Annotated in this window: 13 protein-coding genes; 7 read left to right on the top strand and 6 right to left on the bottom strand. The window is 73.0% G+C overall.

Annotated features, from left to right (window positions below; translation table 11 throughout):
• Positions 1 to 121: 121 nt before the first annotated feature.
• Positions 122 to 718, bottom strand: a complete 597-nt coding sequence (locus ABZV42_RS07810; RefSeq protein ID WP_355980179.1) for a sigma-70 family RNA polymerase sigma factor — start codon at positions 716 to 718, stop codon at positions 122 to 124.
• Positions 719 to 831: 113 nt separating this feature from the next.
• Between ABZV42_RS07810 and ABZV42_RS07805 the strand changes: the two genes are divergently transcribed.
• A complete protein-coding gene (locus ABZV42_RS07805) occupies positions 832 to 1842 on the top strand; it encodes a MerR family transcriptional regulator (RefSeq protein ID WP_355980177.1) in 1011 nt (336 codons plus the stop codon).
• Between the two features lie 79 nt (positions 1843 to 1921).
• Here ABZV42_RS07805 and ABZV42_RS07800 read toward each other — a convergent pair whose 3' ends face one another.
• The 4 genes from ABZV42_RS07800 to ABZV42_RS07785 form a co-directional block, all read right to left on the bottom strand.
• On the bottom strand, positions 1922 to 2701 hold the full coding sequence (locus tag ABZV42_RS07800) for a DUF4142 domain-containing protein (RefSeq protein WP_355980174.1): 780 nt from the start codon (positions 2699 to 2701) through the stop codon (positions 1922 to 1924).
• A gap of 209 nt (positions 2702 to 2910) precedes the next feature.
• The gene (locus ABZV42_RS07795) at positions 2911 to 4284 is read right to left on the bottom strand and encodes a deoxyribodipyrimidine photo-lyase (RefSeq protein WP_355980171.1); all 1374 of its coding nucleotides are present in this window, start codon (positions 4282 to 4284) and stop codon (positions 2911 to 2913) included.
• Complete coding sequence (locus tag ABZV42_RS07790; protein ID WP_355980168.1) at positions 4281 to 4733, bottom strand: hypothetical protein; 453 nt, start codon at positions 4731 to 4733, stop codon at positions 4281 to 4283. The genes ABZV42_RS07795 and ABZV42_RS07790 overlap by 4 nt, the downstream gene beginning before the upstream one ends.
• Before the next feature lie 10 nt (positions 4734 to 4743).
• Positions 4744 to 6270, bottom strand: coding sequence for an SDR family oxidoreductase (locus ABZV42_RS07785; RefSeq protein WP_355980165.1), 1527 nt, complete (start codon positions 6268 to 6270; stop codon positions 4744 to 4746).
• A 155-nt stretch (positions 6271 to 6425) separates the two neighbouring features.
• Between ABZV42_RS07785 and ABZV42_RS07780 the strand changes: the two genes are divergently transcribed.
• The 6 genes from ABZV42_RS07780 (at position 6426) to ABZV42_RS07755 (ending at position 12182) form a co-directional block, all read left to right on the top strand.
• On the top strand, positions 6426 to 6947 hold the full coding sequence (locus ABZV42_RS07780) for a MarR family winged helix-turn-helix transcriptional regulator (protein ID WP_355980162.1): 522 nt from the start codon (positions 6426 to 6428) through the stop codon (positions 6945 to 6947).
• Positions 6948 to 7149: 202 nt separating this feature from the next.
• Positions 7150 to 9300, top strand: a complete 2151-nt coding sequence (locus tag ABZV42_RS07775; protein ID WP_356051183.1) for an MMPL family transporter — start codon at positions 7150 to 7152, stop codon at positions 9298 to 9300.
• Between the two features lie 122 nt (positions 9301 to 9422).
• Positions 9423 to 9590 (top strand): hypothetical protein, encoded by a 168-nt coding sequence (locus ABZV42_RS07770; protein ID WP_355980156.1) that lies wholly within the window; start codon positions 9423 to 9425, stop codon positions 9588 to 9590.
• A 310-nt stretch (positions 9591 to 9900) separates the two neighbouring features.
• On the top strand, positions 9901 to 9984 hold the full coding sequence (locus ABZV42_RS07765) for a putative leader peptide (RefSeq protein ID WP_355980430.1): 84 nt from the start codon (positions 9901 to 9903) through the stop codon (positions 9982 to 9984).
• A 361-nt stretch (positions 9985 to 10345) separates the two neighbouring features.
• On the top strand, positions 10346 to 10900 hold the full coding sequence (gene ssuE / locus ABZV42_RS07760; protein WP_355980153.1) for an NADPH-dependent FMN reductase: 555 nt from the start codon (positions 10346 to 10348) through the stop codon (positions 10898 to 10900).
• A gap of 139 nt (positions 10901 to 11039) precedes the next feature.
• Positions 11040 to 12182, top strand: coding sequence for an LLM class flavin-dependent oxidoreductase (locus ABZV42_RS07755; RefSeq protein WP_356051181.1), 1143 nt, complete (start codon positions 11040 to 11042; stop codon positions 12180 to 12182).
• Here ABZV42_RS07755 and ABZV42_RS07750 read toward each other — a convergent pair.
• Entirely contained in the window at positions 12172 to 13245 is a 1074-nt protein-coding gene (locus ABZV42_RS07750) for an acyl-CoA dehydrogenase family protein (protein ID WP_355980147.1), read from the bottom strand. The genes ABZV42_RS07755 and ABZV42_RS07750 overlap by 11 nt on opposite strands.
• Positions 13246 to 13299: the final 54 nt, after the last annotated feature.

The raw sequence follows: 13299 nt of genomic DNA, 5'->3' as shown, positions 1-13299 counted from the left end.
TGTGGTCCTCCAGGACGCTTCGACGGTTCGGATGTGATCCGAAGCCGGTGGGGCGGCGGATTGGCCCACTGCCCGGAAAAATCTGCGGCGGGCCGCCGCTGCGACGGCCGGCCGCGGGTGCTCAGACCTCTGCCACCGGGCGCAGCGAGTCGCGCAGCTGGTGCATACCGCGGCGGGAGTGGCTCTTCACGGTGCCCAGCGGCCAGCCGGTGCGCTGGGCGATCTGCGTCTGGGTGAGGTCCTCGTAGAACGCGAGGTGCAGGACCCGGCGCTGCGGTGTCGGGAGTTTGGCCAGCTCGTGCCGGACGAGGACACGGTCGAGCGTGGTGGCCTCGGGCCGGGTCCGGGTGTCGTCGGCGAGGATCAGTAGGGCGCCGGCCGCACCCACCAGCTCGGTGCGCCGGGTCCGCGCGGAGAGCGCGTCGGCGATCTTGCGCCGGGTGATGCCGACGAGCCACCCGGCGACCGTGCCGCGCTCCGGCCGGTAGCCCCGTGCCCCGCGCCACACGGCGAGGAACACCTGCTGGGTGACGTCCTCCGCCTCGCGCGCGTCGCCGAGCGAACGCCGGGCGAGGGCGTGGACCAGGGGCGCCCAGCGGCGGTACGCGGTGGCCAGTGAGGCCTCGTCCCCGTCGACGATGCCCCGGGCCAGCGCGGCGTCCGTGACCGCGTCCCCGGGCTCGGCGGCCGGCTGCTCGGCGGTCGGATCTGCGCTCATGGCCACGGCTCCTCGTTCCGGGAACTCGTTGTGTGGGGCTCCGTGAAACCGATTGTGTGAACCATGGGACAGAGGCGACAACTCGCATCGTTTCTGCGTCGTATAGTCGCCGTATGGGTGACATCCGGTCTGATCAGGGGCGGGAGCCGGGCACGGCACCGGCCGAAGCCGGAGTCACCACCGGCGCACTGGCCCGGCGTCTCGGGGTGTCACCCACCACCCTGCGTTCCTGGGACCGCAGGTACGGAATGGGACCCGCGGTCCGTTCCGGCGGGCGGCACCGCCGCTGGGCACCCCAGGACGTGGCGATGCTCGAGGAGATGTGCCGGCTGACCTCGGCCGGAGTGCCGCCCGCCGAGGCGGCCAGGGCGGCCATGGGCGCGACGGACGCCCGGGTGCCGGGTGCCGGGGCCGAGGAGCCGGAAACCGCCGCGAACGCGGCCGGTGCGGAGCCTCTCGACGACCCCCGGCAGGAGTGCAAGGGCCTCGCGCGCGCCGCCGTACGCCTCGACGCGCCCTCCGTGGACGACCAGTTGACCGCTCTCGTCGAGCGGCACGGTGTGGTCGTCGGCTGGGAGGAGGTGATGGTGCCGACCCTGCACGCGGTGGGCCGCAAATGGGAGTCAGCGGGCGACCGCTACGTGGAGGTGGAGCACCTGCTGTCCTGGCACATCTCCCGGGTGCTGCACCGGGCCTCGGGACCGGCGGGGCCCGGAGTGCCGGTCACCGGCGCGGGACCGGTCGTGCTGGCCTGTGTGCCCGGCGAACAGCACTGTCTTCCGCTGGAGGCGCTGCACGCCGGCCTCGTCGAACAGGGCCTGCCCACCCGGATGTTCGGCGCCGCGGTGCCCCCGGAGGCACTGACCGCGGCGGTCCGGCGGCTGGGGCCGGTCGCCGTCGTGCTGTGGTCGCAGACCCGTTCCACCGCGGACCGCCCCCTGGCCCGGCACATCGCGTCCACCACCTGGGGGGTCAAGGGCGCCCGCGGTCATCCCGCCGTCCTCCTCGGCGGCCCCGGCTGGGCCGGCCGCCCGGAACCGGGCATGCTCCGGCCGCCGGGACTGAGGGAGGCGCTGACCGCGCTGGTGAGCCTTGCCGACGGCTCCGTCGGCCAGCCCGTCTGACGGGTGCCTCGAGAAAGCCGAGGCGGCCGCCCTCGCGAACTCCCGCTCGGACGGCCTTCGTTCATCGCGTCTGCGTGGGTCAGCCCACCGTCGGCGTCGGAGACGGCTGCACGGGCAGGGAGGCTCCTCCCGCCGGCAGCGACGCCCCGTCCGCCGGGAGCGCGGCCCCGCCCGCGGGCGGCGTCAGGACGACCTCGGGCTCACCGGGCTGCGGCGGCGGAGGCGTGAGATTGACCGCGGGCACCTTCGGGATGGTGGTCTCCTGGATGATCACCTGGTTGAAGTCGACCAGTCCGGTCTTCTCCATCACGGTGATGTGGTCCAGCACGGTGTCATTGGCCTGGTCGGCGAGCTGCCGTACGAGGGTGTTCTCGGTCGTGGCGCGTATCTTCGCCACCGTCGAGAAGATCTGTCCGTGGGTCACCCGCAGGATGTTGGCGAAGTCGCTGTCGAACTTCGAGCCGGAGTCCGCGCTCAGCGTCGCCACGAAGCCCTGCTGAAGCGGGGACGGCTTGTTGGGGAGCGTGATGCCGAGTTCCTTGGCGACCTTGCGGCTCGTGGTGTCGAGCCCCGCGTGCCCCGAGATCAGGTGCTGCCCCGCCGTGCGGACCGCGGGGGTGGTCCCCTTCTGGAGGGCCAGCTGCCCGACCGGGTACTCCCACAGACCCGCCGCGCGCACCTTGACGACGAAGTCGCGGTCGGCCTCCGTCAGCGGCCCCGAGGACGGATTGGCGATGATGCTCACCGGGGTGGCGGCCGTGGTCTGGACCCCCAGCATGGCCGGATAGGCGAGCGCGGCCAGGGTCAGCGTCAGCGCACCGGCCACGAAGAGTGTTCCCGCGTTCCGTGTAATGCGCATTGAGGAGCCTCCTGGGCGGGTACGGCGGTTCCGGAGATGTCGGCTCCGGGATGGCCGCGCGGTGGATCCGGTGCGAGGGGATCCGGTACGAGTGGTTCGGACGACCACGTATACGGCGGCGCACCGAAGAAGAATCTCTACAACAGGTAAAATCCTCGGCAGTTTATATTCGGATCGGTTCGTTCGTGCGCGCGGCCTGAACGCCGCCGTCAGTCGAGGCCCCGGGCCCGCTTGAACCGGGCCAGCCCCTCGGACAGTTCGACGATCGGGTCCGGGTAGTCGCAGGCCGCCCGGTCCAGGCCCTGGAGCTTCCACGGCTCGTGCACGGCCCGTCCTGCGATTCCCGCCAACTCGGGCACCCAGCGCCGGACATATACCCCGTCCGGGTCGTAACGCCTCGCCTGGGTCAGCGGGTTCAGGACGCGGTTGGGCCGGCTGTCCGTGCCCGTTCCCGCCATCCACTGCCAGTTGAGCTGGTTGTTGGCGACATCGCCGTCCACCAGCAGATCCAGGAAGTGCCGGGCCCCGACCCGCCAGTCCACGTACAGCGTCTTGGCGAGGAAGCTCGCCGTCAGCAGGCGCCCCCGGTTGTGCATCCAGCCCTCGTGACGCAGCTGCCGCATCGCGGCGTCCACCACCGGATAGCCGGTCCGCCCGTCCCGCCATGCCTCGATGTCGTCCGCCGCCTCGGCCTCCGAGCGCCAACGGTCGTGCCGGGAACGGTAGTCGGCGGCGGACGCGTCCGGCCGGGCCGCCAGCACCTGGTGGTGGAAGTCCCGCCACGCCACCTGCCGTACGAACGCCTCGGCGCCCGGACCACCCGCGCCGCGCGCCCGGTGCACCAGCTCGACAGGCGACAGCGTGCCGAAATGCAGATGGGGGGAGAGTCGGGAGGTGGCGTCGCCCGGCAGGTCGTCGTGGCGCTCCTCGTACGCCCCGATCCCGCCGCGCAGCCAGGCCGTCAGCCGTTTCCTGGCCTCCGTCTCGCCGCCCCGGGCCAGCCCCTCGGACACCCCGGACACGTCCGAGCGTGAGGGGATCGCCCGCGAACCGACGCTCTCCGGCACCCGCACGACCCGGGGGGCCGCGAGCGGGTCCCGCAACGGCTGCCGCTCCCACTGACGGTGGTACGGCGTGAAGACGGCGAAGTGGTCGGAGGCGGCCGGGGTCACGGCACCGGGGGCGAGCGCGGTGATCACCGCCTCGTGCACGTGCAGACGGCGTCCGTCCGCCTCCAGCGCGGCGCGCAGCCGCTCCTCCCGGCGGTGCGCGTAGGCGCTGACCCCGGCCGCGACGTGCACCTCGTCGGCGTCGGCCTCGGCGGCGACCCCGGCCACCTCCGCCACCACGTCGCCGGAGCGGACCACCAGCCGGCCGCCGCGTTCACGGAGCCCGGCGTCCAGGTCCGCCAGGCAGTCGGCGAGGAACGCCATCCGGTTGGGGGCGGTGAACCCGGCGTCGGCGACGGCCTCGTCGCGGACGAAGAGCGGCACCACCGCATCCGTGCCGTCGAGGGCGGCCCGCAGTGGCGGGTGATCGTGCAGGCGCAGGTCAGAGGTGAACAGGACGATCGAGACGGTCATGGGGTGGCTCCGGTACGGCGCTGAGGGGGGTACGGCATCGGTCTGCTTCGGCCCGAGCTGCTCATGCGGATGCGGATGCGGCCCGGGCGGCTCGTGCGGATGCGGTGCGCGCGGTCCGCACGGCTGAGGCGTGGTCCGGCGCCCGCGGATTCGGTGCGGGCGGCTCGTGCGGCGGGCCGGGAGCGGGAGAAGAGCAGAGGCGGCGGCGGGGGAGTGTGGATATGTGCCCGGGGTGGCGGGCGGACGTGGACCCGGCACACCCGGTCCACGACCCGCACCTGCTCGTCACGGCCGAGCGCGGCGGACAGCTCGGTGATCGGCGGTGCGCCGAGGGCGACTCCGGGCGGCGCGGCGACCCGGCGCTCCGGCCGTGCGGAGGCCGGCGGCCGGCGGGAGGACGAGGTCTGCGGTCGGCGGGAGGACGGGAGTGTGCGGTCGGTGGCGGGCACGGACGTGAGGTCAGGGAGTGAGGGCGGGTGCCGCCGCGGCGGCCGGAGCGTTCTCGGCGGCCAGCGCGATGTTCCGGGCCATGCCGCCGAACACCACGGAGTGGAACGGCGAGACACTCCACCAGTACATGTGCCCGAGCAGCCCGTGCGGATGGAACAGGGCCCGCTGCCGGTAGCGCGTGCGCCCGTCGTCCGTCACGTCGGCGTACATCTCCAGCCACGCCAGCCCCGGCAGTCTCATCTCGGCCCGCAGCCGCAGCAGATGCCCCGGCTCGATCTCCTCCACCCGCCAGAAGTCGAGGGAGTCGCCCACCCGGAGCCGGGCGGCGTCCCGGCGTCCGCGGCGCAGCCCCACCCCGCCCACCAGCCGGTCCATCCAGCCGCGCACCGCCCAGGCGAGCGGGAAGGAGTACCAGCCGTTGTCGCCGCCGATGCCCTCGATCACCCGCCACAGGTTCCCGGGCGACGCGTCCACGGTCAGTTCGCGGTCGTCCGTGTAGAGACTGCCGCCGGCCCAGTCGGGGTCCGTGGGCAGCGGGTCGCTGGCCGTCCCGGGATACGAGGCCGACGACCACCGGGTGGTCACCTGGGCGTCGCGCACCCGCTGGAGCGCCAGGGACACCGCCGCGTCGAAGCCGATCGGCCGTCCTGGAGGATCGGGAACGTACCGGACGATGTCGTGCTCGCTGCACACGACCTCATGGCGCAGGGACTCGGTGAGCGGGCGCGCGATCGACGCGGGCACGGGGGTGACGAGTCCGACCCAGTGACTGGACAGCCGGGGCGTGAGGACCGGTACGGCAAAGATGAGCCTGCGCGGCAGCCCGGCGACGGAGGCGTACCGCCGCATCATCTCGAGGTACGTCAGGACGTCGGGGCCACCGATGTCGAAGGCGCGGTTGACCTCCGGGGGCATCGCGGCGCTGCCGACGAGGGTGCGCAGTACATCGCGTACGCCCATCGGCTGGATCCGGGTGTGCACCCAGCTCGGCGTCACCATCACCGGCAGCCGCTCGGTGAGATAGCGCAGCATCTCGAAGGAGGCCGAACCGGAGCCGATGATGACCGCGGCGCGCAGCACCGTGGTCGGTACGCCCGACTCCAGCAGGATGCGCCCCACCTCGGCCCGGGACCTCAGATGCGGCGAGAGTTCCTCGACCGGTACGCCCGCGGGGGTGAGGCCGCCCAGATAGACGATCCGCCGCACGCCCGCGGCACGGGCCTGTTCGCCGAACACCCGGGCGGCCTTGCGGTCCGTCGCCTCGAAGTCGTGGCCCGTGCCGAGGGCGTGCACGAGGTAGTACGCGACCTCGCACCCGCGCAGCGCGTCGGCGACCGAGGCGGCGTCCGTGACGTCACCACGCACCACCTCGGCCTCGCCGGCCCAGGGATAGTCGCGCAGCTTGGCGGGGGAGCGGGCCAGACAGCGCACCCGGTATCCCTCGGCCAGCAGTTCGGGGACCAGCCGTCCGCCGATGTAGCCGGTGGCACCGGTGACCAGACACCTCGGGCCGGTGCGGGTCTCCTCGTCGCTCATGCGTCCTCCGTCGGTCGCCGGCATGGCCCCCGTGGGTCCGTCCCTTTCCTGATCCCTTCCACCCGGGCGGCGCCCGCGGATGCGCCGGACGGGGCGGCCGCCAGGTGCCGGACGCCCGAACGGGTGAGGTGCCGGGACTTCTATAGGCTGATCACGTGGCCAGACGAGACGACCGTGACGACCGGAGCGGTGATCCGGACCCCGATGCGGGCCAGGAGCGGGGACCGGCCGAGGCGAACGGTCTTCACGCGTTCGCGGTGGAGCTGCGCCGCTTGAACGGCGAGATCAACCGGCTGGTCCACGGCTTCGCCGGGGCGCACGGTCTGCACGCGACGGACGTGCTGGCGCTCGCGGCGATCCTCGACGCGTCGGAACCGCTCACGCCTGGCCGGCTGCGCGAGCACCTCGGGCTCACCTCGGGCGCGGTCACCGCGTGTCTGGACCGGCTCGAACGCGCCGGCCACGTCCGGCGCGTCCGGGAGAGCCCCGACCGCAGGGTGGTCCACCTCCACTACGTTCCCGACGCGAAGTCGGCCGCGCGTGCCCACTTCCGGCCGCTGGCCGACGTCACGGCGAGCGTGCGGTCCGCTTTCAGCGAGGACGAGCTGGCCGTGGTCCTCAGGTTCCTGGCGATGATGAACGAACAGCTCTCGGCCGTACGGTCTCCCGGGCGCTGACGGGCGCTGACGGGCGCTGACGGGCGCTGACGGGCGCTGACGGGCGCTGACGGGCGCTGACGGGCACGGAGGCCGTCGGCCGGTGCATCCGGACGGGCGCCGGAGCCGGAAGGGCGGGCATGGTCTACGATCTGGCCGCGAGATATCTCGATGATTGAGATTGTCATTCATTGAGGCACCTTTCAGTGAAACCTGGAGAGCGATGTCCCTCACCCCGCGACGAGCCCTGTGGCTGATCCCCGTCGTCCTGCTCGTCGCCTGGCTCGGCATCGGAGGCACCCTCGGCCCCTACGCCGGCCGGCTCGGCGAGGTCTCCACCAACGACCAGGCCGCGTTCCTGCCGCGCAGCGCCGAGTCCACCGAGGTGGTGGCCCAGCAGCGTGCCTTCCAGCAGGCCGGGACGCTGCCCGCGATCGTCGTGTGGACCGCGGACGGCCACGGTTCCACGGCCGCTGCCCGGCAGGCCGCCGCGACCCGCGCGCTCGCCTCCCTCGCCGGCACCCCCGGCGTCGTCGGCCGGCCGTCGCCCGCCCTGCCGTCGCACGACGGCAAGGCGCTGGAGGGCGTCGTCCAGCTCAGGCCCGACCTCGGCAAACAGCTGCCCGACACCGTCGGACGCGTTCGTACCGCCGCCGCGGGCGTCCCCGGTACGACCGTGTGGATCGCCGGCCCCGCCGCCAGCCAGGCCGACCTCGGCGACGCCTTCGCCGGAATCGACGGACTGCTGCTCGGGGTGGCCCTGGCCACCGTCCTGGTGATCCTGCTGCTCGTCTACCGCAGTGTGCTGCTGCCCTTCCTCATCATCCTCGGGTCCGTGTTCGCACTCGGTCTGGCCTGCGCCGTCGTCTACGTCCTCGCCGACCACGGTGTCGTACGCGTCGACGGCCAGGTGCAGGGCATCCTCTCGATCCTCGTGATCGGCGCCGCGACCGACTACGCGCTCCTGCTGAGCGCCCGCTTCCGCGAGGAACTCACCCTGAGCGCCGACCGGTTCGCGGCCGTCCGGGCGGCACTGCGGCAGTCCTGGGGCGCGATCGTCGCGAGCGCGGGAACCGTGGCCCTCGGACTGCTGGCGCTGCTGCTCAGCGATCTGACGAACAACCGGTCGCTCGGCCCCGTGGGTGCCATCGGAGTGGTCTGCGCCGCGCTGAGCGCGCTCACCTTCCTGCCGGCCGTCCTGGTACTCCTCGGCCGCGCCGCCTACTGGCCGGCCAGGCCCCGCCCGGCAGGCGGGGCGAGCACCGGCGGCGGCATCTGGAAGCGGGTCGCCGCGCTGGTCGACCGCGCCCCGCGCAAGGTCTGGGCCGGTACCCTGGCCGGGCTCCTGGCCTGCGCGGCCTTCGCACCCACCCTGACCGCGAAGGGCATCCCGCTCTCCGAGATCTTCGTCAACGACGCGCCGTCGGTCGCCGCGCAGCAGACCCTCGGACGGCACTTCCCCGGCGGCTCGGGCAACCCCGCGGTGATCATCGCGAACGCGGACCGCGTCGCGCGGGTCACGTCCGCGGCCCGCGCGACGGACGGTGTCGCGTCGGCCGCCGCGGTGACGGAGTCCGGCCGGCCCGGCGGGGGAGCGCCCCGGATCGTCGACGGCAGGGTCCGTGTCGACGTCACGCTGCGATCGGCCGCGGACAGCGACGCGGCCAAGGACACGGTCGCGCGACTGCGCACGGCTGTGCACGCCGTACCGGGCGCCGACGCGATCGTCGGGGGCTACGCGGCCCAGCAGTACGACACCCGGCAGACCGCCGAACGCGACCGCACGCTCATCGTGCCGGTGGTCCTCGCCATCATCCTGGTGATACTGGCCGGCCTGCTCCGCTCGTTGCTCATGCCGGTGCTCCTGGTGGCCACGGTGGCGCTCAACTTCCTCGCCACGCTGGGCATCTCCTCCCTGGTGTTCCGGCACGGGTTCGGTTTCACGGGCACCGACGCGTCCGTGCCGCTGTACGGGTTCGTGTTCCTGGTGGCCCTGGGAGTCGACTACAACATCTTCCTGATGTCCCGGGTCCGCGAGGAGTCGTTGCGACACGGTGTACGCGAGGGTGTGCTGCGCGGACTCGTCGCCACCGGAGGGGTGATCACCTCGGCGGGCGTGGTGCTGGCCGCGACCTTCGCCGCCCTCGGGGTGATCCCGCTGGCCTTCCTGGTGCAGATCGCCTTCATCGTCGCCTTCGGTGTCCTGCTCGACACCCTGGTCGTCCGCTCGCTGCTGGTGCCCGCCCTGGTCCGCGACATCGGCCGGCGTGCCTGGTGGCCGGGACGGCTGAGCCGCGAGCCCGAGGCCGGACCCGGGTCCGAGCCCGAGCCGGGGAACCGAGGAGACGAGCGGGACGAGCGCGTCGCGGTCTGAGCGGCGCGGCCCGGAGGGCAGATACCGAACAGGCCTGGCATGTCACGGCGAAACCCGGGCAAGCGCGTTCCACGGGACTCGTCGCTCCGGGTCCGCTGCCAGAGCTGGAGGTGTCTGCCGCCATGGGCGCAAAGGTGCTGGAACGTTTTCCCGCCGGGGCTCCGCGCGGTTCCTGGACCGCCGAGGAGTACGCGGCCCTTCGCCGTACGGAGGGACTGGCGGCGACGGTCGTGATGGACCTGAAGTCGGACGCCTTTCTCGTGGTCGTCCCGGTCGGCGACGAGGACTGATCCGGCCGGTGACATGGACTGTCCCGGCCGGCGGCGAGGGCTGACTCGGCCGGCGACGGGGACTGCCCGGCCGGGTACCTCGTCGGGCGACAGGCGCTGAACCGGAGTCCGGGCCGTCCCGGCCCCCGGAGTTCCCCGGTCCTTCGGACGTATTCCGGCCGCTCAATTCGCACAGCGGCGGAACACCGCCGTCGCGCCGACCCGTTCAGGGGTTTCCCCGGCACACCTTCGTGAAATTCGACGGTCCGGGATACGAGACCGGGCCGTGATTCCTTGACGGTCCGGACCGGGGGCTGCGACGATCTGCGTCATGAAGATGCGACTGGACCTCACGCGGCGACGCCACGTCGACCTCGCGCGTGTCTCCAGCTCCTTCTGTTGCTGCGAAGCCTGACGACCCCGACAGCAGGGTCCCCTTCGCGCGGACCGGTCCGGCCCGGCTGAATTCGATCGCCGCGCCAGGACGTCTTCCCTGACTGTCACCCGCATTGTGCCGCCCGAATTCCCGCTGAATTCCCGGGCCTTTCCTCGTCGTGCCCTCGAACCGCACATCAGGAGACGCACCGTGTCCGCGACCGAGTCCATCCGCTTCGCCCACGGGGTGCCCCATGTCGCTGGGGGCCTGGTCACCGGCAGGAACGAACAGCGCGCCGACCGGGGTTGCCGCCGCGTGCACGCGTGACGGGCGGCCGCCGCCCGTCTCCGTAAGCCCCGGCCGTCCGCCCACCAGCGAACCCGCACACGAAAGAAGACCCATGGCCATCGTCCTGTCCGTCTCCGGCAGCCCCTCGGTCTCCTCCCGCACGGCCGGACTCCTGCGCCACCTCGACGCCCGGCTCGCCGCGCAGGGCCATGAGGTGATCCCCCTCGACGTCCGCACGATCCCCGCGGAGGCGCTGCTCGGCGCGGACTTCCAGCACCCCGCCATCGTCGAGGCGACCGAGTTGTTCGCCCGCGCCGACGGCGTGGTCATCGGCACCCCCGTCTACAAGGCGGCCTACTCCGGCGTCCTCAAGGCCCTGCTCGACCTGCTCCCGCAGTACGCCCTGACCGGCAAGACCGTGCTGCCGCTGGTCACCGGAGGCAGCACCGCCCATGTGCTGGCCCTGGACTACGCGCTGCGCCCGGTCCTCAACTCCATGGGGGCCGCCCATATAGTCCAAGGCTGGTTCACCCTCGACAAGGACATCATCACGGGGCAGGACGGGACCGTCACCGTGGCGCCGGGCACCGCCGAGGCCCTGGCCCAGGTGGTGGACCAGTTCTCGCTGGCCCTCGGCCGTACGCACCTGCTCGCCGCCACGGGCTGACGCAGATGACCGTCCGAGTGACCCCGGTACGGCCTTCTCCAGGCCACTGCCCGACGGCCACCACGTGACGGCACTGCCCGACGGCCGCTCGCCCGCGGCCCATCGCCCGGCCAGTCCCCAAAGATCGGAGAACTCCGCCGTGTCCCTCACCTTCCACTGGTTCCTGCCCACCAACGGAGACAGCCGCGATGTCGTCGGCGGCGGTCACGGTACGCCCACCACCGCTTCCGGACGGGACCGGCCGCCCACGGTCGCCTACTTGAGCCAGATCGCCCGTGCCGCGGAGGACCTCGGCTTCCTCGGCGCCCTGACCCCGACGGGCGCCTGGTGCGAGGACGCGTGGCTGACGACCGCGATGGTCAGCCGGCACACGGAGCGGTTGAAGTTCCTCGTGGCCTTCCGGCCGGGTTTCGTGTCGCCCACGCTCGCCGCGCAGATGGCCTCCAGTTTCCAGCGCCAGAGCGGCGGACGGCTGCTCCTCAACGTGGTGACCGGCGGGGAGAGTCACGAGCAGCGCGCCTACGGCGACTTCCTCGACAAGGACGCCAGATATCGCCGTACCGGCGAATTCCTGCACATCGTGCGGGAGTTGTGGGACGGGAAGACCGTCGACCTGAGCGGCGAGCACCTCCGGGTCGAGGACGCCCGGCTCACCCGGGTCCCGGACCCGGTCCCCGACGTCTACTTCGGCGGCTCCTCGCCGATCGCCGGTGAGGTCGCCGCCCGGCACGCCGACGTCTACCTCACCTGGGGCGAACCGCCCGCCCAGGTCGCCGAGAAGATCGCCTGGGTCCGCGGGCTCGCGGCCGCCGAGGGGCGGACCCTCCGGTTCGGCATCCGGCTGCACGTCATCACCCGCGACACCTCCGAGCAGGCCTGGACCGAGGCCCGCCGGCTCCTCGACGGCTTCGACCCGGACACCGTGCGGTCCGTGCAGGCGGGGCTCGCCCGCAGCGAGTCGCAGGGGCAGCGGCGGATGCTCGCGCTGCACGGCGGCGGCCGGGACGGACTGGAGATCCACCCCAATCTGTGGGCCGGCATCGGTCTGGTGCGCGGCGGAGCGGGCACCGCCCTGGTCGGCAGCCACGAGGAGGTCGCCGAGCGGATCGAGGAGTATCACGCCCTGGGCATCGACGAGTTCGTGCTCTCCGGCTACCCGCACCTGGAGGAGGCCTACTGGTTCGGCGAGGGCGTCCTGCCCCGCCTCGCCGAGCGGGGCCTGTGGCGGCACCCGTTCGCGGCTCCGGCCGTCCCGGCACTCCAAGTGCCCTTCACCGGCTGAGCGGAGCCTTCGCGCCCGGCGCACCCAGCGACCCCAGGTGCGCGGCGCGCACCTGGGCGGTCTGCCCCTGCACCAGCAGGAACATCCCCTCGCGCGCGAGCCGTTGGGCCGGGCTGCGCAGATCCATCGCCCGCCCGCCGCCGGCCACGACCGCCGCCGTGGTCGCGGCCCGCATCACGTCGTACGCCAGCGTCTTGCACTCCAGCCGCTCCTCGATCCGCTCGGCCGGCACCGGGTGGTCGGCGAGTTCGTACGCCCGCCGTCTGACCTCGTCGAGACGCGCCCGCAGCGCGTCCGCCGTGTCCTTCGCCGACGGATCGTCCTCCAGCAGGCCGATCGCGGTCGCCGTGACCCCGAAGACGGCCGGGGAGGCATTGGTGTTCCTGGGCCGGTCGGTGGCCGCCCAGGTCTCGTACGGGGTGCGCAGCGCCACCGCGTCGTCGGGCAGCCACAGCCCGTCCAGCTCCAGCGAGACCGTCCGGGACGCGGTGAGCGCGGCCAGCCGCATCGGCGGCGAAGGGCGCAGCCCCGGCTGCTCGCGCGCCTCCGTGAACGCGAACAGTGCCTCGTCCCGGTCCGTCACCCCGGCCAGCAGCATGACGTCGTTCAGCCCCCAGCCGGTGTACCAGGGGACCTTCCCGTCGAAGCGCCAGCCGCCGCGCTCACGCGTGACGCGCACCGGGACACGCGGGTGGGCGCGCAACTGGGCGTACGCGACCCCGGACAGCAGTTCCCCGCGCGCCAGCGGACCCAGCAGACGGTCCCGTACCGGAAGGGCGCTCTTCGCCAGCGTCGTCACCGGCGTGTGGTGCTGGGTCTGCACGAACCAGGTCGAGCAGCACGCCCCGGCCAGGATCTCCGCGGTCTCGCGGACCACCGCGGCGGGCGCCGCCGAACCGCCGTCCGCGACCGGGGCGGCGATCCCGAGCAGCCCCGAACGCCTGACGGCCTCGATGCTGCTCACGGGCATGCCCTCCCGGTCCACGTCCTGCGCCCGGGGCGCCAGTACCCGGGCCGCGAGTTCCCGGGCGGCGGTGACGAGCGGATGCGGTGGGACGGTCATCTAAGGAATCTCCCGCTGTCGTCGTGGCGTGTGTCGATCCGGCGTTCTCCCGTT

Origin of the sequence: Streptomyces sp. NPDC005281 (assembly GCF_040607495.1) — a bacterium.
In the GTDB taxonomy this organism is placed as follows: domain Bacteria; phylum Actinomycetota; class Actinomycetes; order Streptomycetales; family Streptomycetaceae; genus Streptomyces.
This window is presented reverse-complemented; position numbering and strand designations above follow the sequence as displayed.